Genomic DNA, 21,521 nt, shown 5'->3' on the forward strand with positions numbered 1-21,521 from the left:
AGCGCACTGTTTTTAATGCAGGATTTTTATGACCTTTCTACCTTCCTTCAAGCCTCCTTACTACGCTGTTGTGTTGACCTCCACCTTACTTTTAGATGATATGTCTTACCATGTCATGATGTCTAAAATATCCGATCAGGCAAAAGATGAGTTGGGTTTTTTGGGGGAGGAAAAGTACGATGGAGAGAGCTCTATCTTCATCACCTATTGGTCAGATAGAAAGCATGCCGAGGCCTGGAAAGAGAATAAAGTATTGAATCGGGTGTTATATCTTGGGGAGCAGTTTTGGTTTAAGAGTCATGCGTTACGCCTAATTGAAGTACTTGATGATCGGTTGTTTATTCAGTCCCAGGCTCCCGATTATTCATCGCGCTTTCCTTATATTGAAACGGAGAGAGGGATTCTAAAGGTGCTTGATCGGTCTCAGGTGCCTTTGTTGCAGCAATATGTAAGGCAAGAAAAAGACTTTTTCGCCCCTTGGGAGCCTGCTAGAAGTGAGTCCTATTACTCCTTGGAAGTTTGTCGGCTCAGGGTGGAAGAAATGCGCCGTGATTTTTTAGAGGATAAAGCCGTGACTTTGTGCTTTTTGACAAAGGATGAGCAGCGAATGGTGGGGTATGCTAATTATTCTAATATTGTGCGCGGCGTCTTTGAAGCCTGTCATTTAGGCTATAGTTTGCGAGAAGGGGAACAAGGCAAAGGCTTGATGCATGAGGCACTCAGTGCTGGCAATGAATATATGTGCAAGCAAAGTGGTATCCATCGTATACAGGCTAACTATATGCCCCGAAATGAAAAAAGCGCGGCCGTCCTTGCTCGTTTAGGCTTTTTAAAAGAAGGAATGGCGCGTGATTATTTAAAAATCAATGGGCAGTGGGAGGATCATGTATTGACCTCTTTGGTGTTTAGTCATTGAGAGGTTTAGCCAGTAACATCACTCTCCCTTTTTCAGGGGGCGGAGTGTAAATGCTGAGCACAGTCGTACTGTTATCACTTATATTATAAAACGCTTTGGGCGTTTTTTGGGCTATAAATAGTCCATGAACAGAGAGTTTCTCCGCTGCCTTCATACAGATGCTTACCATTAATGATTCGCCATTTAGAGGCAATAAAAACTGTCCCGTGTTTTTGTGATAGTAGGTTGATTCTTTGTAGTGTGCTGGGTAAAGATTAATGCTGACAGCCCCATTTCTCCCATGCCAGAGAGGCCAAGATGTCACCCCTAGGCGTTCTGGTAAGGCTTCAACGGTACCGGAAGACACTTTTTTAAATTCGTTCTCGTTAACTGTATTGGGCTCACGAAAAAAAGTAATGACACAAATTTCTACCTGAGGGGTCAGTAGCGTGGCAATCGTCGTGTTTAGCTTGGGGAGTAAGACACCTTGGTACATTTTCAGTAGCATGTCTTCTTGTTCATATTTGAGAAATACCTCCCCTTTTAATACGAACAGAAAAGTGTGTTGAAAACCATGGTAAAATCGTGTCGGATTGGTTGCTTGGGTGAGGGTTTCTAGGTGAACACGAAGATTATCGCAATGATGTAACACTATGGAATGGGCTTCTTTTCCTAGGCTGTAGTGAGTTTGCGTTAGCATTTTTGGACTACCTTCATCATCGCCATTCTTTCCTGATTATCATTACGTCTTTATTGAAGCATGAGAAGCCCCTTCTTTCCATCATAAAATGGGTGTGAAGGTTGCAGTTAGCAAGGGTGTTTCTTTATAGTACGCACAGTTAATTTATTTATGAGACGAGTGCTCATAAACCTGCACTAAAATCGTGTTAGAAGGAAATCCTCCTTGAGTGAGTTGTCAAATTTTGAGTCCAATGAAACGCTTTCATTGAAAGACTATACAGAAAAAGCGTACTTGAATTATTCGATGTACGTTATCTTAGATCGAGCATTACCTCATATTGGTGATGGTTTAAAACCTGTTCAGCGTCGTATCATTTACGCGATGAGCGAGTTGGGACTGAAGGCGACAGCTAAGTATAAGAAGTCTGCTCGTACCGTGGGTGATGTATTAGGTAAGTTTCACCCTCATGGTGACAGTGCTTGTTACGAAGCCATGGTATTGATGGCTCAGCCATTTTCATATCGTTATCCATTGGTCGATGGACAGGGCAACTGGGGAGCGCCAGATGATCCTAAATCCTTCGCCGCCATGCGCTATACCGAGTCTCGTTTATCTAAATACTCGGATGTACTGCTGAAAGAAGTGTCTCAAGGCACCGTGGATTGGGTGCCAAACTTTGATGGCACGTTACAGGAACCTTCTGTCCTGCCAGCACGTCTGCCGAATTTACTGTTGAATGGCACAACAGGGATTGCCGTAGGCATGGCAACCGATATTCCTCCCCATAATTTACGTGAAATCGGTGAAGCGTGTATTCATCTTTTGAACAATCCAAAAGCAGATTTGGACGATTTACTGGCGTTTGTTCAAGGGCCTGACTTTCCGACAGGTGGCGAGATTGTTACTCCCCGGGCCGATATTCGTAAGCTTTATGAAACCGGCAAAGGTCAGATTAAAGCGCGCGCTCGTTATGAGATTATTGAGGGAGAGGTGGTGGTAAGCGAACTACCGCATCAAGTGTCAGGGAGTAAAATTCTTGAGCAGATAGCGGCTCAAATGCAAGATAAAAATCCCGCTAAAAAACTCTCTATGGTCGTGGATTTACGTGATGAATCGGACCATGAAAATGCGACCCGATTAGTCATTGTGCCTAAGTCTAATCGAGTCGATATTGAAGCACTGATGACGCATTTATTTGCCACAACGGATCTGGAAAAATCCTATCGTGTGAACATGAATGTAATCGGTCTAGATGGCTTGCCACAAGTGAAGACGTTACCAAGCTTTTTAGCGGAGTGGTTGCGTTTTCGTATCAATGTGGTCAGACGTCGTTTGCAATTCCGTTTAGATAAGGTAATCAATCGACTGCATATTTTAGAAGGTTTGCTCATAGCTTTTTTAAATATTGATGAAGTGATTGAAATCATTCGTAACGAAGAAAAGCCAAAAGTGGAATTGATGTCTCGCTTTTCGTTAAGCGATATTCAGGCCGAGGCCATTCTTGAGCTTAAATTGCGCCATCTTGCCAAACTGGAAGAGATGCGTATTACCGCTGAACAAAATGAGCTTGAGAAAGAGCGTAAACACCTAGAAGCCTTGTTGGCTTCCGATAGCAAACTAAAAAAACTGATTTCTACTGAAATTCGTGAGGCAATAGACGACTTTGGTGATGAGCGTCGTACTCCCATTGTTGAACGTAAAGAAGCGCAGGCATTTAGTGAAGAAGCATTGTTATCAAACGATCCCATTACCGTCGTGATCTCGAAACAAGGTTGGATTCGGGCTGGTAAGGGGCATGACCTCGATGTAGAAGGGCTGAGTTATAAATCCGGTGATGGCTTTTTGGTGAGCGCGAAGGGACGCTCTAATCAAACGTTAGTATTATTGGCGTCGAATGGTCGAACCTATTCTATTAAGGCTCATTCTCTGCCTTCAGCTAGAGGACAAGGTGAGCCGATTACGGGGCGTATTTCATTAGAAAGTGGTGTCACCATTGTTTCAGCGGTGCTGAATAATGAAGACGCTCACTATTTGATTGCCAGCGATGCAGGTTATGGCTTTGTTGCTCAGTTAAAAGACCTTTACGCTAAAAACAAAGCAGGTAAAGCCACACTGAGTTTACCCAAAGGCGCGCAAGTAATGGCGCCGGTATTGGTAGATGACCCTGAATCTGGAAAGGTTGTGGTGGTGTCCAATGAAGGGCGCATGTTGGTATTTGATGTGGCTTCTTTGCCCAAAATGGCCAAAGGGAAAGGCAATAAAATGTTGAGCATTCCAAGTGCCCGAGCCGCCGAACGAGAAGAGTTGCTGATTGCGATGGCCAGTGTATTGTCTGACGATCTTTTAATGGCCTATGCAGGTAAGCGCTTTATGTCATTTGTTGAGAAAGATTTAATGGATTATAGTGGTGAGCGTGGTCGTCGAGGTCTGAAATTGCCTCGTGGATTCCAGCGCATTGACCGGTTAGAAGTGAAAACAGGTGAAGGGAAGCCTGCTAAAATAGAGGGAGACCTTTTAGATGATTAAAATTTCTTATTAAATTTTCCTTATTCTTTTTGTTGTATTAATAGATAATGGGGAGGGTAAGCTAATCGTTTTAGTAGATATGAGTTTTCAGCCTTATCGAGGCGCCTAGGAGGAAAGAATCATGAAAGGTAGTCAAAAAGTTATTGATAGTTTAAACGCGTTGCTGGCCAATGAATTGGCTGCGATTGACCAATACTTCATTCATTCTCGTATGTATGATGATTGGGGATTAGCAAAACTGTATGAACGCTTAAACCATGAGATGGACGAAGAGAAACAACATTGCGATTGGATTATCAAACGTATTCTTTTCCTTGAAGGCGTTCCTTGTATGACCAAACGTCGTGATTTGCTGGTGGGAACAGACGCTCGTTCGATGATGTCGAATGACTTGACTCTTGAGTTAGAAGTGGTTCAGGGCGTTCGTAAGACCATTGCTATCTGTGAATCTGAAGGCGATTATCAAACTCGAGAAATCCTAGAGAAGCTTTTGTTTGATACTGAAGAGGATCATGTCTATTGGTTAGAGCAGCAGCTTGGTCTAATGGATAAGATTGGTATGCAAAATTACATTCAGTCTCAGATGAGCTAATTGAAGGAGTTTTTGATGAAAGGTGATTCGGCTGTTATCGCGGGTTTAAATAAGGTGCTAGCGAACGAGTTAGTGGGTATTAACCAATATTTCCTTCATGCCCGTATGTTTAAAGATTTTGGCTTTAGTGAACTGGATAAAGCGGATTATAAGACGTCGATCCAAAAAATGAAAAATGCGGATCGCTTGATTGAGCGAATCTTATTTTTGGAAGGCCTGCCCAATTTGCAAGATCTTGGTCGTTTACGCATTGGTGAAAACAGCGAAGAAATGATTGCCGCGAATCTAGAGTTGGAATTAGACACACTGGCGATGCTAAAAGACGTCATTAAGCAGTGTGAAGAGAAACTGGATTTTATGAGCCGTGATACGCTTGAGAAAATTCAGGAAGAGCAAGAAGAGCAGATTGACTGGTTGGAAACGCAACAGCTTTTGATCAAAACATCTGGTATTGAAAACTATCTTCAGTCTCAAATGTAGTATTGCATTCTTTGCTTGGAGGCTCTTACTGTTGAGTGAGAGCCTTTAGGCAACTTGAATTTGAATCTGTGTTTCTGCAATATTAATCAATTCATCATTAAGTATTTTTTTAGCGCATTGGCAGCATTTGCCACATTGATTCCCCAGATTAGTCTGCTTATATAGCTCACGCATTGTGGTCGCACCTTCCTGAATTACTTCCTTCACTTTTTTGTCGGTGACACCGTTACAAAGACATACATACATAAATGAAAATCACTCTCAATAGTATTAGATAAAGAGATTTTAGTGCAAATGCTAATGATTATCAAAAGGTAAAAATTTATGTATTAGTGAAGTCTAATAGATTTCCTCTCTGTATAGAGAGTGTACAGATTAATAATGACTGTCAATCTGTACACAGCATGCTAGATAGCAGGAGTTAACCTTTAACGGTGTCCTCAGCAATATCGCTCAATACTTTTAGAAAGGATTCAGGTTGATGGGCGCCATGTAACATATACTTGTCATTGATCACGTAAGTTGGAACGGATTTTATATCGACTTGAGTAAGCTGCTGGATTTTTTTATCAACCAGCTTTCGAGTTTTCTCTTCATAGGCAAGCTGAATGTCCTTGTCTTTCATGCCAATGCTTTGTGCTACGTCTTCTAGAACGTTTTTTTGTCCAATGTCTTTACCTTGTGTGAAATAGGCATCAAATAACGCTAAGCTTAGCGGCGTATCAAGTTTGACTTGGCTTGCGGCTGCAACAAACTGATGGGCAAGCTTGGTATTAGGGACACGGTCCTTATCCGAAAAATTATAGGTAATACCATTCTCAAGCCCAACTTGTTGAAGCGCGTGGGTTGCTTCATTAAGGCGCTCTTGGCTGCCAAACTTTTCACCTAGATAAGTCTCTCTATCCGCGCCTGTTGTTGGTAGATCGGGATGTAATTCAAATGGTTGCCAATGCAGATCTATAAGGTAATTATCGCCTAACTGATCTAAGGCTTGTTTTAGGCGGCTGTATCCCAAGTAGCACCATGGACAAGATAAATCTGAAATAATGTCGATGCGTAAATCGGCCATGTTTTCTCCTAATGTATGTTTTGTAGCGTGTTTATAATGGCTCTTATGTTGGAGGATGACTTCGCATCCTTCTTAATTGATGGGCTATTGCAATTAATTGACCCCCATTGCAATGCATTGGCTAATTTCACTTAAAGAGCGGCCGCTTTCGTTGTGCCAGTGGTTAAACGCAGTTTGTGCTGCGAATAAGGCGGACTGAGTGTTTTTTCCCGTGGTCATAATTTTATGTTGGCGTAAGTAGCCTTCGACGTCTTTGGTCAATAAAAAGGTGTCTTTGCCCATTGTTCGTAATGTATAGGGGCCGGTGTTGCCACCCAGTCGTTTCCCGTGTTGTTTTAAGTACATCCATAGGCCAACGATGTTATCTGTCGGCCAGTCAGCAATAAAGGCTGCAAACGTGTCATGTTTTGCTTGGCATTCGCTGATCATTAACGCATTTTCCCGAATGGTCATAACTTTGCCTAAGTTGCGAATAATGCGTGTGTCTTTGGCTTTTTCTTCCCACATCTCGTCGTGAATCAAGAGCATTTTTTCGATATCGAAGCCAAAAAAAACATCTTCAAAGCCATCCCATTTATTTCGTACGACCTGCCAGTTAATGCCTGATTGAAATATTTTTTGAGAAAAAGCCGCTAACCATCTATCATCCGTTATTTGTTTGAGTGCCTCAGTCGAGAATGGTTTATTTAAGATTTGTTCTATTGCCTGTGTACCTCCATGGCGCTGGGCCGCGCGATCATAAATGCTTTGGAATGCTTCATACTTCATCACTTATTCCTCTTTTACAGAGACGGCAAAACGAATCTGTTTGTTCTTATTCACTAGGGAAGGTGCGAACAAGTCCTCTTGTACTGGCAATTGCTCCTGCATTGCTCTAACGGCTTATATCCTCGTAGGAATCAGCATGTGGGTAAAAGCTTGCTATTCGCACTTTCCCTTGGGAAGTTTACCATAATGCTTCTTGAAGGGGCGTGCGTGATAACAAAGTGTAAGAGTTTAGTGAAGCGCTCAGTGCCTTTCTCTATAATGGTAGGCATATTCATACTACTGTTATGATGGCGGAGCGAAGACAATGATAACGAGAGAAGTTATATGACACATTTGAGCGTTAATCTGAATAAAATAGGCCTACTACGCAATTCTCGCGGCAGAAATTATCCGAATATGGTGGAGATGGCGAAGCGCACGTTAGATTTGGGGGCATTTGGTATTACTATTCACCCAAGACCTGACCAAAGGCATGCTACGTACCAAGATGCTTATGATTTGAAAGAGTTACTTAAGCACTATCCTGATGCAGAACTGAATATCGAAGGCTTCCCAGATGAGCCGTTTCTTAATGTCGTGCTGGAGGTGGCCCCTCATCAATGTACCTTAGTGCCGGATGATCCTAATCAATTAACCTCCGATCACGGATGGAACGTGGCGCGCGATCAGGATGCATTGCGTCCAATTATTGTTAAACTCAAAGAGAAAGGCATTCGTGTTGTGCTATTTATGGATCCAGATGCTGATAATATGGTCTTAGCGAAGGAGGTTGGTGCCGATCGTGTGGAACTGTACACGGAAGAATACGCGAGTCATTACGGCAAAGATGGTTTTGAGGCCATTGCAGAGCGTTATCAAGAGGCCGCTCAAGCTGCCCTAGACGTTGGTTTGGGGGTAAATGCTGGTCATGATTTGGATTTAACAAACGTTGAAGCTTTGTGTCAAACTGGCCGAATTACGGAGGTGTCTATCGGCCATGCCTTGACAGTTGAAGCGCTTGATTTAGGTTGGGATCAAGTTGTGAAGGCGTATTTGGCAAAGTTAGTGTAACGCATGTATCGTCCGCGTCGTCCGATTTGTGAGAGTTGTTCTTTTTTGGCGAGTCAGTGTGTCTGTCAATGGATACCTACTATCAACAACACATTGCCTGTGCTGGTCATTCAAGACCCAAAAGAAGCGAAACATGCTAAGAATACACTGACTTTGTTGCGGTTGGGGTTACCTTTATTGCGTTGCATTTCGTCGGAGGACAGCGAGGAATTACATGGAATATTAGATGCATTGCCACTTGATCAATGGCGGTTAGTTTTTCCGAGTGAAGGCTCAATCCCCATTGAACAGGTGTCAAAAGAAGAGAAAAAGGATGTTGATGGTATTGTGTTGATTGATGCGACGTGGCGAAAAGCAAAGCGTCTTTTTTTGTCGATACCTAGGTTGCAAGAGATGGTATCGTGGCATTTTGTTTCACCTCCTCACAACGAGTATACAATCCGTAAGTCACCAAAGGGTGAGGCGTTATCGACGTTAGAGTCGTGTGCTTATGCTATTGAACAGTTGACCCAAAAAAATATGCAACCTTTGCGTGATTTTATGGTCTCATCTCAGTCCTTTCAATGGCGTCAGCAACCAGTAGAGCATCAGCACCGAAAACCATGATATTTGGGATAATGAATACCGTCGCTATTAGGTCTATTCCCGCTATTATTTCTGTTTAATAAAGAGATTGCGGTTTAATCAAGCGTGTTAGGAGAAGATAATGGATCAGCAAACCGAAATTGAAGCCGCTGTATTACGTCGCTTTTTGAAGCATTTAGATGATAATAAATCCGTACAAAATATTGATTTGATGAACTTGGCCGGATTTTGTCGTAATTGTTTAAGTAAGTGGTATCTTGCAGAAGCTGAAAAGAGAGGTCTAGACATCGATTACGATGCCGCTCGCGAGTATGTTTACGGTGAGCCCTATAACGACTGGAAAGAGAAATACCAGCCAGCCGCGACACCGGAACAGTTAGCAGACTTTAATGCTAAGTTTTCTAAATAAGTTATCATGGCTGTCATAGGTCAATTGGACTGATGCATTATCTTTCGATTCTCAATGGAAAAAAATGGCGGCTCATAGTTGTGTTGCTGCTTCTTTGCATCTTGCCTCAAATTGATTTACAAGCGGATGTGTCGAAAAAATATTTGGCTTTGGCCGCAAAAATCGGCAAAGAGTATGGCCCAAGGGCGGAGAAGCGTATACTGGCATGGCGTCATTTAGTCGCTAACTCTAAAAAACTCCCCATTGTTAGAAAATTAGAAGTGGTGAATAACTTTTTTAATCAGATACCGTTTGTGAGCGATCTTAAGCATTGGGGAAAAGAGGATTATTGGGCGACGCCGATTGAGTTTCTGGCAACCGATGGGGGAGATTGTGAAGATTTCACCATTGCCAAGTATTTTACGCTTAGGGAGATTGGTGTCCCCGATGATAAGCTGCGTCTTGTATACGTTAAATCATTAACGTTAAATCAGCATCATATGGTATTGGCTTATTACCATACGCCGACTTCTATTCCTGTGATATTAGATAATTTAAATAAAGAATTGGAGCCAGCTTCTAGACGGCCTGATCTAAAGCCAATTTATTCATTTAATGCGCGAAATTTATGGTTATCTAAGGAAAAAGGGCGAGGGATTCTAGTGGGTGGCTCTTCTCGATTGAGTCTTTGGAGAGATCTTAACAACCGTTTTGCTAAGTACAATAACTAGGAGAATCAGATGACATTATTCCGCCAGTTGCTGATGATGATTGTTGTCATCTTGTCGTTGGTCCTGATTGCCGTGATGGGAATTAACTTTAATACGACAAAAAGTTATCTAGTCAACCAATTAGCATCAACGGCTCAGGACAGTGCGACCTCGTTAAGTATGTCATTGTCCGGTTACATGGCCGACAAAGATAAAGCATCCATCGTTAGTACAGTCAATGCAGTATTTGACAGTGGTTATTTTTCAGAAGTGCGCGTGCATTTTTATGCCGATAACACCGATCTTATCCGTAAAAATGAAACCAAAATTGTGGGGGTCCCGCAGTGGTTTATTCATCTGATTAATTTTAATGTCCCTGTTGCGAATGCGGTTGTATCAAATGGTTGGAACGAGTTGGGGCAAGTGTATATTACTGGCAGTGCTGGGTACGGCTATTACCAGCTTTGGCTAGCCTCACGTGACTTACTTATATCATTTATCGTGATTGGATTAGTAATGGTTGCATTGGGTTGGTTGGGATTACGTTGGCTTTTTAAACCGCTGTCAGAAGTTGAGAAGCAAGCGGAAGCGATTCAGCAGCGTCGCTTTTTAAAAATGACTAAGATCCCTAAAACGCGAGAGCTCAAATCTGTTGTTTTGTCTATGAATAGAATGGCTGAAAAACTAGAGAAGGAGTTTGAGGCTGAGGCAAACGCGGTGCAATGGCTGCAATCTAAAGCATTTCAAGACCCTGTTAGTGGGCTTGGCAATCGACATTTTTTTGATCGGCAAGCGAAAGCGTATTTCGCGAGTAATGATCGAACCATGGATGGAATCGCCTTAATCAGTTTGACTGACCTGGCCAAGTTAAATAACGAGAGAGGGTATGAGGCGGCGGATTTATTTATTCGCTCGGCGGCTCAAATATTAACCGGTAAAGTGATGAGCTTACCATCGGCCGCGACGGTTGCGCGTTTGTCTGGTGCGGACTTTGTAATTCTGATTCCCAATGTTGATCAGGATAGGTTGAAGTATCTTGTGAATGACATGATGGAGAGTTTATTGGAGTTAGTGACGTCTAAGATCAGTTATTCCGATGCGGTTGCTAATATCGGAGCGGTGGTTATTAGCGGAGACATTGACGTTTCTAGTGCTATGGCACAAGCCGATGCCGCATTGCGAGAGGCCAAAATGGCGGGTATAAATACCTGTCGAGTGTTTGACGTCAAAACAGGTCAGGAAATGGCGATTGGTCGTATCGAATGGCGGGAAATGTTGGAATATGCCATTGAGCACCGAGCCTTTACTTTACGTAAGCAAAGAGTTGCATTATTCGAGGGTGAGTTAGGAACCCTACATGAGGAGGTGTTTTCCAGTCTTGAATATGAAGGTAAGCAATATCATGCTGGCTACTTTATTGGTTTAGCAGAGCAGTTTGATTTAGGTGACCAAGTAGACCAAGTGATTATTGAACGGGTTATTGCCTACATTAAAGTACGTCAGGATCGTTTGACCTCTCCATTGGCTGTCAATATCTCGGCATCGGCCTTTATTAAACCGTCCTTTATTGATTGGTTGGATGGTATATTGAAAGGGCTAGATGAGCGATTACGCCACTTTTTGGTGTTTGAAATATCGGAACAAAGCGTTCTCGCTTCAGAAGATTATGCCTTTGATTTATCTCAAATGCTAAAGCATCATGGGGTAGTCTTTGGCATTGATAATGTTGGTAAGCAGTTTTCGGCCTTCCACTATTTACAAGTTTTGATGCCTGATTATGTTAAAGTCGATCCTTCTTATACGAAGTTGGTTTCGGGTAGGGAGTCAGAGTCCTTTTTTATGCAGACTCTGTGTAAAATGTTCAACAGCTTAAATATTCAAGTCATTGCAACGGGAATAGAGAGTGTAAATCAACTGTCTACTTTGCAGCGTTTTGATGTTGTGGGTGGACAAGGATACGCAATTGGCCTACCGTCAGATATGTAATATCTATCTGGCGGTATAGTGACATAACGCTGAGGGCTCGCAATAGGCATGAAGATTAAATAAGAGAGTCTTCATGCCCGTTCATTTTGTGGCTGTCCTCTAGAATAAGGTGCTCATCGTAGTTGTTACTGTGCACACCACGAATCCACTTACGACTGAGTAATTTTTTCTGGGCCGCTAAAGGGAGCTCGGTAAATTGAATCAATCGTTTGGAACTTAGCAGGTCGATAAGGTCTTCTAGAATCCTCATCATTTCATTGTCCGAATTTTTTAGTATGTCTTCGGTGCTGGCTTCAGATGACTTAAGCTTTTCTTCAAGAAGCGCGGCAACAACGGGATCATTAGGGGCGACAAGTTGTGTGAACTCATCGGATTGCGACGTCGCAACATCGATGATATGCCCTTCTTTGTTTAATTTGGCGTAAAGCATCTAAGCTCCTGTTATGTATTAACTTATATGTTTGTCTCTATAAAGAAGCGTTCTTCCCTTCGCTTGTAATAAGCTCTATTCTATAGTCATTATGTATAAGCTTAGCAAAATAAACCTATGTTTTTTACAATATTTTAAAGGGTATCTGCAGTATGTCTGACTCCACCAGTCCAAAACAGAACGATTCTGCTTCACTTGAGACGACACCTTATCCAGATGATACGACAAAGGAACAGGATGAGTCATCTGATACTGACTTGGAAAATGAAGAGTTAGAAGGTAATGAGCCGCAAAATGAAACGTCCTCATCAGAAAATGATGAGGACGAGCCAGTCCCTCCTAAGCCTCAATGGAAAATTGATGGGGCATCGTTAGAATATCCCAATCCCTTGTTAGATTGCTTGGTTTTGCTGAGTAAATATTTTCATAACCCTTATTCGGCGGATTCCATCGCATCGGGCTTGCCCATTACGAATAACGAAATGACACCTGAAATGTTTAAGCGTGCGGCTAAACGCATCAGTATTAGCTCGCGTTTTGTAAAGCGCCCGTTTGGTAAAATACCCGATATGGTGTTGCCTGCGGTGTTGCTTTTGCATGATAAACAAGCTTGTATTTTGCTGCGTGTCGATAAGAACGGCCATACGGCAACGATACTCCGCCCAGAATCGGGGGAAGGGGAGGTAGAGGTTGAGCTAGACGATCTTCATGAAACCTATTCAGGTTATTGTTTTTTCGTTCGTCCTCAATACAAGTTTGATCGACGCTCTCAGCATGAAGATGAAAAGGCCTCCCATAAACACTGGTTTTGGGGGACGATTACGCAATCTTGGCGGATTTATCGAGATGTCTTTATTGCTTCGCTGTTGATCAATATTTTTGCGGTGGCCAGCCCTCTGTTTACAATGAACGTATATGATCGAGTGGTACCAAATAACTCGTTTGATACATTATGGGTATTGGCTGTTGGCGTGGTAACCATTTATATATTTGATTTTCTTCTCAGAACACTGCGAGCCTACTTTATTGATATTGCAGGGAAAAAGTCAGATATTCTCATTTCTTCGAAGATTTTTTCTAGGGTTAACAATATTACTATGTCGTCTAGGCCGAAATCGGTCGGTGCATTTGCAAAAAACCTTCAGGAATTTGAAAGTATCCGCGACTTCATCACTTCTGCTTCCATTACCACATTGGTTGATCTTCCCTTTATGTTTCTCATTATCGCGGTGATTTGGTTGATAGGTGGGCCTGTTGGTTATATTCCCATTGTGAGTATTTTTTTGATTTTGGGTTACAGCTTTATTGTTCAGGTGCCTCTAAAACGTTCAATAGAAGAAAGTCAAAAGACTTCTTCCCAGAAAAACGCCATACTCATTGAAAGCTTATATAACGCCGAAAGCGTCAAGTTAAATAATGCTGAAGGCGTCTTACAAAAACAATGGGAAAGTGCAGTGGGTAACATCGCTGATTGGGGGGTAAAAACCCGTCAATTGTCACAATCTTGTTCGTCCTTTGCCATGATGGTGCAACATTTAACCACAGTGGTGATTGTGATTGTTGGCGTGTACCAAATCTCAGAAGGACATATGTCAATGGGGGCGCTTGTCGCATCGGTTATGCTGACTGGTCGTGCGCTTGGTCCTGTGGGTCAGATTGCGGGGTTGGCCACTCGGTATAACCAAGCCAAATCAGCTTTTACCGCCCTTAACAGCATTATGGGGTCACCTGTTGAAAATCCGGATGACGTTAAGTTTGTGCATAGACCTCGTTTTGAAGGGGGCTTTCAGTTTGATGAAGTAAGCTTTGCTTATCCAGAGCAAGAACAGGCCGCGCTTAGTCATATAAACTTCACTGTTAATGCGGGTGAAAAAGTCGCCATTATTGGCCGAATTGGCTCCGGTAAGTCGACCTTAGGTAAATTGATGACAGGGTTGTATACCCCTATTGATGGTGCTGTACGTGTTGACGGAGTGGATGTCCGACAAATCAACCCTACGGATCTGCGTCGTAATGTGGGGTCAGTTTCCCAGGATGTCACCCTGTTTTACGGTTCCATCAAAGACAATATTCTGATGGGGGTGCCCTATATGGAAGATGAAGCCGTTGTTCGTGCGGCTGAATTAGCTGGTGTCTCCGAGTTTGCTAACCGTAAGCCGAATGGCTTGGATAGTATTGTTGGAGAGCGTGGTATGCAACTATCCGGTGGACAGCGACAAAGTATTGCCATTGCCAGAGCGTTACTCTTTGATCCACCAATTCTTATTTTAGATGAACCGACGGCTTCAATGGATAACACTACGGAGGCTCGTATGAAGCGTCGATTAATGAATACCATGAAAGATAAGACGTTAATACTCATTACCCATAAAGCATCTATGCTCGATATGGTAGATCGAATTATTGTCATGGATAATGGTCGTCTGATAGCAGATGGACCGAAAGCACAAGTGCATGAAGCGTTACGACAAGGCCGGCTGAAGGTTAGCTAAGCATATGAAAAACAGTAAAAAAAATATAGCACAAAGAGACCTTGAGTTCTTAAGTGATCGCAACTCCGCCTTAATGCTTAAAAGTCCACGGGGGGGGCGTATCATTTTGTGGGTGATCTTTATCTTTCTCGCCATTGCGGCAGTTTGGGCGGATCATACAACGTTAACGGAGAGAACGGTTGGGGTTGGGACGGTGATTCCCTCGCAGCAGGTTCAACAAGTTTCAAACTTAGAGGGCGGTATATTAAAGACAATTAACACCCAAGTAGGGGCTACTGTGAAAAAAGGTCAAATACTGATGACCATTGATAACTCCACAGCCTTGTCTTCCCTTCGTGAACAGGAAGCAGAATCAACGAACTTATACGCCAGTTCTGTTCGTTTACAAGCGGAAGTAGATGGTAAGAAACCTGTTTTTAGTCAGTCTTTTGCTGAAAAGTATCCGAATTTAGTCGCTCGTGAGATGGATTTGTATAATAGTCAAATAGAGTCATTGCAAGCAAACAAACAAGTTTTCCAACAACAGGTCGATCAAAAAAAACAAGAAATCATTGAACAAAAAGCGAAGTTAGCAAACCTTAAGAAAAGCTACAAGTTATCGTCTGAAGAGCTTACTTTGACAAGACCTGCTTTTAAGCAGGGAGCGGTCTCGAGAGTAGAGCTGTTACAGTTAGAGAGTGATGTGAATAAAATACAAGGAGAGCTTAATGCCACGGAGCTTGCAATCCCTCGGGCTCACTCGGCGCTTAAGGAAGCACAAAATAAACTTGTGGAAAGTGATGCAAAGTTTATGTCTGATGCGCAAGAGCAACTTAATAAGGTGCAAAATAAGTTAGACCAATTGAAGCAAGCGAATTTCTCATTACAAGATAAGGTGTCTAGGACACAAGTGCGCTCACCTGTGAATGGCATTGTTAAACAGATTCAAATTAATACCATCGGTGGCGTTGTCAAGCCAGGGATGGACTTAATCGATATCGTACCCATTGATGACACTCTATTGATTGAGGCTAAAATAAAACCTAAAGACATTGGGTTTATTAAGCCAGGTCTACCTGCTATGGTGAAACTGACCGCTTATGATTTTTCTATTTATGGGGGGTTAAAAGCCCATGTAGAAACCATTAGTGCCGATACCATTGTCGATAAATCTGATAGAGAAGGACGAAGTTATTATTTGGTTCGGGTGCGAACTAATCATAATTACCTTGGGACCAAAAAAAATCCACTGCCAATTATTCCTGGTATGCAAGCAACGGTTGATATCGTTACGGGTAAAAAAACACTTTTGCAGTACTTGTTTAAACCCATCTTAAAGGCCAAAGAGAATGCACTGCATGAACGATAATTACAAATTTCTTTTAGAAATAGCCGTTGTGTAACAAAAGTTAACGATTCTAATAGGCAGAGTTTCGTAAGATTTATTATCAGTATTGCATAAAGAAAGAGGAATACTTTGAAGATATTGTGTCTGAGTACTGATGAGGCTGTTTGGAATCATTGGAATAACGTGGTTGATTCTAATGCTACGCTGTTCCGTGAGCATGACTTTAGTGAAATCGATAGCGCTTTGGCCTCAAAAGAAAAGTATAAGTACTGTTTCATTTATTTGGCGGATAAAAATTTTTCAGCCAATGTGGAGAGTGTTGTTTCTTTACAAAGTAAGTACCCTAAACAAATTATAATTGTATTTCCTAATCAAGCGAGCCAAGCTGCCGCGCTGCGACTTTTCTCTGTTGGTGTATTAGGGCAGTGTTCTCCTTACATAGGAAGAGAACAACTGAAGCTAGTGTTATCCGTGGTTGATTCTGGAGAAATTTGGGGAGGGAAGGCATTTATCAATAGGCTGATTGCTCAATCCGCGTCGTTAACAGAAACAAGCACACATAATGATCAGCAAGATTCATTACTGAGGGGGGAAGACGAAAAAGACACGCTAGTGGACCTGTCAGATAGAGAGCGTGATGTGGCGACACTTGTCTCAAATGGTTTATCTAATAAGCAAATAGCGACTGAAATGGACATTACTGAAAGAACGGTTAAAGCGCATTTAACGGCAATCTTTAAAAAAACCCACACGAAAGATCGTTTGTCCTTGGCGTTATTGGTGCAAAACTCGCCTAAACTGGTTCATTAGATTTGTGGTTGATAGATATCTTCACTGCTCAACCCATTGTATGGTGGTTATAGAATGTGACTTTTAGGAGCGTTACGACTGTGTCCTTTCATCATGATGATAATGAAGAGGTTTCTGCTCTGATAGTGGCTGGTGGCAAAGCCCAGCGAATGTTAGGCAAGGAGAAGGGGCTACAGTGCTTTCGAGGCGTGCCTATGGTGGTGTCCGTGGCGATGGCCTTAAAAGAATTAACATCTGTGGTCGTGGTTAACGCAAACCAACATCAAGAGGACTATAAGGCGCTAGGTTTTGAGGTGATAACAGACTTAGCGGATTATCAAAATTTAGGTCCTTTATCAGGCGTTATGGTGGGTTTACATAACGCAACGAGTCGATTTCTACTGCTTTCGCCTTGTGATAGCCCTTGTGTTTCTTCAAATGTTTTTCATGCTTTACTCGATGCCATCAAACGTGAGCCGGAGAAAATCCATTACATTGTGACACCAACAGGTCGTCATCCATTGCATGCAGTTCTTCCCGTTTCGACTGCGTTATCTGCTTTATCCGCTTTTCTTGCTCAAAATATGAAAAAAAGCGTCATGGCGTTTTATGAATTTCATGGTTGCCAGTCTTTAAGTTGGTGTGAAGAGGCGGAGTTGATTAATATTAACTACTCTGAGCAATTGGAGCCGCGTCATTCGTAAGCTAAAATTAGCCTTTTTTAAAGGATTCAATATCTAGGTCGTACGATTGACCACCTTCTTTGTGAACAAGCTTAACTAAAAGGTAATCATACTTAGGAGCGAACCAAAATGAGGACTTTCTTCCGCTATCGAGGTTATCTGTCCGGGTGACTTTAATGGCTTTAATGCGTCCGAGTTTGGTGTTAATGGTTTCTTCTTTGTCTCGTTTAAAGGTCCATGTCTTAATGTGTCCTCCATCAGCAATTTTATAGCTGAATCGTTTTTTTCCTAGTTTTACATCTTCTCTAACTTGCAACTGAACGCTCAACTTGTCGACAGTATTAGGCTCGATTGGCATGTACCAAGGTATATTTTTAACATCGTTGCGTACCTTCATTGAATGCCAATCAAAGTCCAGTACGGCACTGCGTTTTTTGCCAAGTAAGCTGCTTTTATACTGATAATGAAGAGGGAGTATTTGGTGATTCTTTACCTCAAAATGTACCCTTTCATCTAGGGAAGCAATAAGGCTATCTGCAGTGAAAATAAAGTCCCATTGATTGTTAGAGGTTTTTTTAAGTATTTGTTTTCCTTCAATTTTTAGTTTGATGCCTTTTGACCAAATAGTACTGTAGACAGCGGAGTAGGGGGTTAAAAAAGAGTCGGCGGAACTGGCTGCTTGGACAGGGAGTAATGATATGGTCATTAAGGTTACCAAAGTAAATAGTGACTTCTTTAGATATATCATACTCGTCTGTCCTCACATCATTATGGCTTTTCCTGATAATCAATGCCGTTCACGGGCAGTTTTTGACCATCCAAAAAAGCATATTTGTCCTGGTGTGTCAGGCGTTCTTCACTAAACCACTTTATCGCTAAAGGGTATATAATATGCTCAAGTTTATGAACTCTTTCGGCAAGCGTATCGGCTGTATCCGATGGTTCTATTGGAGTCCGCGCTTGTACAATCACCGCGCCAGCATCCAGTTCTGCACTTACAAAGTGTACCGACACGCCATGTTCTGTCTCCTTGGCATCAATCGCGCGTTGGTGCGTATTTAACCCTTTAAACTTGGGCAATAAAGAAGGGTGAATATTGAGCATTCTTCCTTCGTAATGCCGAGTAAAATCTTCCGTTAAAATTCGCATAAAGCCAGCCAACACCACTAACTTGGGTTGGTATTGGTCAATAGCAGATTGTAATGCTGTATCAAACTCTTCGCGGCTGTCATAGCTTTTATGATCCAGCACATGAGTTGGTATACCCGCTTTTTGGGCTCTTTCGAGTCCATAAGCGTCGGCCTTATTGCTGATCACGGCGCTGATGGTTATGTTTAAGCTCCCTTGCAAGCTTTGATTAATCAAAGCTTGCAAGTTGCTACCGCTGCCAGAAATTAAGACAACGATGGGGAAACTCATGCCTGTGCCTCTAGGTCAGAGATAAGTACCTCTTTGCTATCCGTACGCTCACAAATGTTACCAATAACCCAAGCATTTTCACCTTCTGCTTTTAGAATGGCTAAGGCTTCATCGGCTTTGTTGGCATCAATAGACAATACCATACCAACGCCGCAGTTAAGAACACGGTACATTTCTTCTTGTTCAACATTTCCTTGTTCTTGTAACCAATCAAACACAGCGGGGCGTTTCCAGCTAGAAGCGTCAATACGTGCCGCTGTATTGTCAGGAAGAACGCGCGGGATGTTTTCAAGCAAGCCACCGCCAGTAATATGAGCGAGGGCATTCACATCGATACTTTCCATTAGCTTAAGAATGGATTTAACGTAAATGCGAGTGGGTTGCATTAGCGCATCTTTCAGTGCAACACCGTCGATCTTGTGATTGAGATCGGCTTTGCTGACGTCGAGAATTTTTCGAATCAAAGAGTAGCCATTAGAATGAGGGCCTGAGGAGCCAAGAGCGATCAGTTTATCGCCAATGGTCACTTTGCTACCATCTATGATCTTTTCTTCTTCAACAACGCCGACACAGAAGCCTGCCAAGTCGTAATCGCCATCGTGGTACATGCCTGGCATTTCTGCCGTTTCGCCGCCAACCAGTGCACAGCCCGCTTGCATACAGCCTTCGCCAATGCCGGTGACGACGCTTGCTGCCACGTCAACATCTAATTTACCTGTCGCGTAATAGTCCAAGAACAAAAGGGGCTCTGCGCCTGCAACAACGAGGTCGTTAACGCACATGGCGACTAAATCAATGCCAATGGTGTCGTGTTGATTGAGGTCCATGGCTAGGCGAAGTTTAGTGCCAACGCCGTCAGTACCCGAAACAAGAATAGGGTTTTTGTATTTCGTCGGAAGGCGGGTTAATGCGCCGAATCCACCTAACCCCCCCATTACTTCTGGACGGCGAGTTTTTTTGCTAACGCCTTTGATGCGCTCAACAAGTTGGTTTCCAGCGTTGATATCAACGCCTGCGTCTTTATAACTAATCGATGTTTTATCCGATTTGGTCATTGCCTATGCCTTATCATGTGCGGGGAAAAGAGGGCATTTTAACATAGTGGCACATTAGGGCTATGGTTCTTTGGCATTAAGGCAGTAGAATAAGCAAATAAACGAAGGAAGGGGCTATGAAAATCCGTATTTTTTTATTTTTAATCAGTATTTTTTATGTGTCGATGGCGTCTGCTGTTCCGGTTAAAGATTTATATCGAGCCAGTATTAAATTACCGGCCACCGAGTCTGAAGATCAAATGTTAAGCGATGCATTTTCTCAAGCGGTCAAGCAAGTGTTGATTAGAGTGTCGGGCGATAAAACGGCAATAACTGGCGACCTGTTACAAGAAGCGCAAAAAGCCGCTCCAACATGGGTTGCGCAGCATTCTGTGACCTCATTGAAGGATTTGCTGCCAGTAAATGGTGATTTGGTGGCGGGTAAGCAGATCAATGTGTTTTTCTATCACGAGTCAATCGACCAATTTTTGACTCAGCACAACTTACCTGTGTGGGGGAATAATCGACCGTCCGTGTTGGTTTGGGCGGTGGATGATAATAATGGGGTTCGTACTTTATCTGGTGCAAACTCTCCTTCGCCATTATTGAATGACTTAGCTGTGTCATCGACAAACTATGGCGTGCCCATTTATGCGCCTTTGATGGACTCAGTGGATGCTGCGGCTATTTCGCCTTCGGATGTGTGGGGCTTTTTTGTAGACACTATCAGAAGCGCTAGTCAACGCTACCAGACTGATGCTATCGCGGCATTGCGTGTGTCGCAATATGCGGGTTCCTTGACGGGAAGTTTATTGATGATAATCGGTAATGATACCCAGCAATTTTCGCTGACTGGCTCTAACTTGCAGGATTTAGCAGATCAAGCCAGTGCCGATATGGCAAAGGCATTATCTGAACGTTATGCTGCGGTTCGAAACAGTGCCTCGGAGAGTCGCCTTGATTTGTCTGTTTCCGGTGTTACGAATTACGCTGCCATGCAGAAAATTCAGCAATATTTAGAGAGTGTGGGGGTGGTGAGAGATGTGTATGTGGTGAAAGCGACCAATAACTCTGTCGTGTTCTCTGTTGCCATCAACGGTGATAAGCAAAAATTGATGGATAGTATTCAGTTGAGTAGCTTATTACAGGCCGATTCACCGCCGCCTTTGACGCAGGCTCCGGTGGTAGAGGCTTCAGCGACACAGGCGGATACTGGTGGGGCAGAAATGCCTTCAGCAAATACTGTCGAGACGACTCAGCAGTCTGCTGCTACCTCGCAAACACCAGATCCTGTATCCTCTACCGATTCGAGTGCTCCGAGTGTGAGCAACAATATTGAATATTTTAAATACAGTGGAGCCCAGTAGTGTCTGACCAGCAAGATAAAATTATCAAGCGTGACTTTTATGTCAGAGATGAGGCCGAGCAAGCGGATTTTTTATCTCAGACTTGGTGTAATGAGTGCATGGAGATGGACTTAGGGATGAAAAATCCCGTGGAATACGCAAAAGGGAATGATGTTTGGATTGAGGGGGAGTGTGTGAAATGCGCTTCTAAAACGATTACCGAAATCGTTGAAGAAGACGAATAGCAGAATTTAAATTATCGATATTAGG

At 42.8% G+C, this 21,521-nt stretch carries 23 protein-coding genes; 15 read left to right on the top strand and 8 right to left on the bottom strand.

Annotation, left to right across the window (positions count from 1 at the left end; all coding sequences use genetic code 11):
- Positions 1 to 28: 28 nt before the first annotated feature.
- Positions 29 to 916 (top strand): GNAT family N-acetyltransferase, encoded by an 888-nt coding sequence (locus AC0VYG_RS08730; RefSeq protein WP_475431923.1) that lies wholly within the window; start codon positions 29 to 31, stop codon positions 914 to 916.
- Here the strand turns inward: AC0VYG_RS08730 and AC0VYG_RS08735 are convergent.
- The gene (locus tag AC0VYG_RS08735) at positions 906 to 1,595 is read right to left on the bottom strand and encodes a hypothetical protein (protein ID WP_475431924.1); all 690 of its coding nucleotides are present in this window, start codon (positions 1,593 to 1,595) and stop codon (positions 906 to 908) included. The genes AC0VYG_RS08730 and AC0VYG_RS08735 overlap by 11 nt on opposite strands.
- Positions 1,596 to 1,799: 204 nt before the next feature.
- On the opposite strand from AC0VYG_RS08735, the gene parC reads away from it, so the two are divergent.
- The 3 genes from parC to bfr (AC0VYG_RS08750) all read left to right on the top strand — a co-directional run bounded on the left by parC (position 1,800) and on the right by bfr (AC0VYG_RS08750) (position 5,175).
- Positions 1,800 to 4,103, top strand: a complete 2,304-nt coding sequence (parC, locus tag AC0VYG_RS08740; protein ID WP_475431925.1) for a DNA topoisomerase IV subunit A — start codon at positions 1,800 to 1,802, stop codon at positions 4,101 to 4,103.
- 121 nt (positions 4,104 to 4,224) lie between these two features.
- Entirely contained in the window at positions 4,225 to 4,695 is a 471-nt protein-coding gene (gene bfr / locus AC0VYG_RS08745) for a bacterioferritin (RefSeq protein ID WP_067016238.1), read from the top strand.
- A 15-nt stretch (positions 4,696 to 4,710) separates the two neighbouring features.
- Positions 4,711 to 5,175: a bacterioferritin gene (bfr, locus tag AC0VYG_RS08750; protein WP_475431926.1), complete on the top strand. Its 465-nt coding sequence runs from the start codon at positions 4,711 to 4,713 to the stop codon at positions 5,173 to 5,175.
- A 45-nt stretch (positions 5,176 to 5,220) separates the two neighbouring features.
- On the opposite strand, the gene AC0VYG_RS08755 is transcribed toward bfr (AC0VYG_RS08750), so the two are convergent.
- The 3 genes from AC0VYG_RS08755 to AC0VYG_RS08765 form a co-directional block, all read right to left on the bottom strand.
- Positions 5,221 to 5,421, bottom strand: a complete 201-nt coding sequence (locus AC0VYG_RS08755; RefSeq protein WP_475431927.1) for a bacterioferritin-associated ferredoxin — start codon at positions 5,419 to 5,421, stop codon at positions 5,221 to 5,223.
- A 175-nt stretch (positions 5,422 to 5,596) separates the two neighbouring features.
- Positions 5,597 to 6,244, bottom strand: coding sequence for a DsbA family oxidoreductase (locus AC0VYG_RS08760; RefSeq protein ID WP_475431928.1), 648 nt, complete (start codon positions 6,242 to 6,244; stop codon positions 5,597 to 5,599).
- A gap of 93 nt (positions 6,245 to 6,337) precedes the next feature.
- Positions 6,338 to 7,012 carry a DNA-3-methyladenine glycosylase I gene (locus tag AC0VYG_RS08765; protein WP_475431929.1) on the bottom strand — a complete coding sequence of 225 codons (675 nt, stop codon included), beginning with the start codon at positions 7,010 to 7,012 and terminating at the stop codon, positions 6,338 to 6,340.
- 324 nt (positions 7,013 to 7,336) lie between these two features.
- Between AC0VYG_RS08765 and AC0VYG_RS08770 the strand changes: the two genes are divergently transcribed.
- The 5 genes from AC0VYG_RS08770 to AC0VYG_RS08790 all read left to right on the top strand — a co-directional run bounded on the left by AC0VYG_RS08770 (position 7,337) and on the right by AC0VYG_RS08790 (position 11,731).
- Positions 7,337 to 8,062 (top strand): pyridoxine 5'-phosphate synthase, encoded by a 726-nt coding sequence (locus AC0VYG_RS08770; RefSeq protein ID WP_475431930.1) that lies wholly within the window; start codon positions 7,337 to 7,339, stop codon positions 8,060 to 8,062.
- Positions 8,063 to 8,065: 3 nt separating this feature from the next.
- Positions 8,066 to 8,668: a DTW domain-containing protein gene (locus AC0VYG_RS08775; protein ID WP_475431931.1), complete on the top strand. Its 603-nt coding sequence runs from the start codon at positions 8,066 to 8,068 to the stop codon at positions 8,666 to 8,668.
- A gap of 100 nt (positions 8,669 to 8,768) precedes the next feature.
- Complete coding sequence (locus AC0VYG_RS08780) at positions 8,769 to 9,056, top strand: DUF1244 domain-containing protein (RefSeq protein WP_475431932.1); 288 nt, start codon at positions 8,769 to 8,771, stop codon at positions 9,054 to 9,056.
- An 80-nt stretch (positions 9,057 to 9,136) separates the two neighbouring features.
- Positions 9,137 to 9,766, top strand: coding sequence for a transglutaminase-like cysteine peptidase (locus AC0VYG_RS08785; RefSeq protein ID WP_475449905.1), 630 nt, complete (start codon positions 9,137 to 9,139; stop codon positions 9,764 to 9,766).
- 9 nt (positions 9,767 to 9,775) lie between these two features.
- Complete coding sequence (locus tag AC0VYG_RS08790) at positions 9,776 to 11,731, top strand: bifunctional diguanylate cyclase/phosphodiesterase (protein ID WP_475431934.1); 1,956 nt, start codon at positions 9,776 to 9,778, stop codon at positions 11,729 to 11,731.
- 55 nt (positions 11,732 to 11,786) lie between these two features.
- Here the strand turns inward: AC0VYG_RS08790 and AC0VYG_RS08795 are convergent, their stop codons facing one another.
- Positions 11,787 to 12,161 carry a hypothetical protein gene (locus AC0VYG_RS08795; protein WP_475431935.1) on the bottom strand — a complete coding sequence of 125 codons (375 nt, stop codon included), beginning with the start codon at positions 12,159 to 12,161 and terminating at the stop codon, positions 11,787 to 11,789.
- 152 nt (positions 12,162 to 12,313) lie between these two features.
- Between AC0VYG_RS08795 and AC0VYG_RS08800 the strand changes: the two genes are divergently transcribed.
- From AC0VYG_RS08800 to mobA, 4 genes are all read left to right on the top strand, one after another.
- Positions 12,314 to 14,653, top strand: coding sequence for a type I secretion system permease/ATPase (locus AC0VYG_RS08800; RefSeq protein WP_475431936.1), 2,340 nt, complete (start codon positions 12,314 to 12,316; stop codon positions 14,651 to 14,653).
- 4 nt (positions 14,654 to 14,657) lie between these two features.
- On the top strand, positions 14,658 to 16,001 hold the full coding sequence (locus AC0VYG_RS08805; RefSeq protein ID WP_475431937.1) for an HlyD family type I secretion periplasmic adaptor subunit: 1,344 nt from the start codon (positions 14,658 to 14,660) through the stop codon (positions 15,999 to 16,001).
- 108 nt (positions 16,002 to 16,109) lie between these two features.
- On the top strand, positions 16,110 to 16,790 hold the full coding sequence (locus tag AC0VYG_RS08810) for a helix-turn-helix transcriptional regulator (RefSeq protein ID WP_475431938.1): 681 nt from the start codon (positions 16,110 to 16,112) through the stop codon (positions 16,788 to 16,790).
- An 80-nt stretch (positions 16,791 to 16,870) separates the two neighbouring features.
- Positions 16,871 to 17,473 (top strand): molybdenum cofactor guanylyltransferase, encoded by a 603-nt coding sequence (gene mobA / locus AC0VYG_RS08815; protein ID WP_475431939.1) that lies wholly within the window; start codon positions 16,871 to 16,873, stop codon positions 17,471 to 17,473.
- Between the two features lie 7 nt (positions 17,474 to 17,480).
- Here mobA and AC0VYG_RS08820 read toward each other — a convergent pair whose 3' ends face one another.
- The 3 genes from AC0VYG_RS08820 to purM all read right to left on the bottom strand — a co-directional run bounded on the left by AC0VYG_RS08820 (position 17,481) and on the right by purM (position 19,926).
- Complete coding sequence (locus AC0VYG_RS08820) at positions 17,481 to 18,158, bottom strand: DUF3108 domain-containing protein (protein WP_475431940.1); 678 nt, start codon at positions 18,156 to 18,158, stop codon at positions 17,481 to 17,483.
- Positions 18,159 to 18,220: 62 nt separating this feature from the next.
- The gene (gene purN / locus AC0VYG_RS08825; RefSeq protein WP_475431941.1) at positions 18,221 to 18,871 is read right to left on the bottom strand and encodes a phosphoribosylglycinamide formyltransferase; all 651 of its coding nucleotides are present in this window, start codon (positions 18,869 to 18,871) and stop codon (positions 18,221 to 18,223) included.
- On the bottom strand, positions 18,868 to 19,926 hold the full coding sequence (purM, locus tag AC0VYG_RS08830; protein WP_475431942.1) for a phosphoribosylformylglycinamidine cyclo-ligase: 1,059 nt from the start codon (positions 19,924 to 19,926) through the stop codon (positions 18,868 to 18,870). The genes purN and purM overlap by 4 nt, the downstream gene beginning before the upstream one ends.
- 116 nt (positions 19,927 to 20,042) lie before the next feature.
- Here purM and AC0VYG_RS08835 point away from each other — a divergent pair, with 116 nt between their 5' ends.
- The gene (locus AC0VYG_RS08835) at positions 20,043 to 21,272 is read left to right on the top strand and encodes a DUF2066 domain-containing protein (RefSeq protein WP_475431943.1); all 1,230 of its coding nucleotides are present in this window, start codon (positions 20,043 to 20,045) and stop codon (positions 21,270 to 21,272) included.
- Positions 21,272 to 21,496, top strand: coding sequence for a hypothetical protein (locus AC0VYG_RS08840; RefSeq protein WP_475431944.1), 225 nt, complete (start codon positions 21,272 to 21,274; stop codon positions 21,494 to 21,496). The genes AC0VYG_RS08835 and AC0VYG_RS08840 overlap by 1 nt, the downstream gene beginning before the upstream one ends.
- Positions 21,497 to 21,521: the final 25 nt, after the last annotated feature.

Source organism: Marinomonas sp. 63XJN7_7_ISO-PGPR-S23-202, assembly GCF_056173505.1.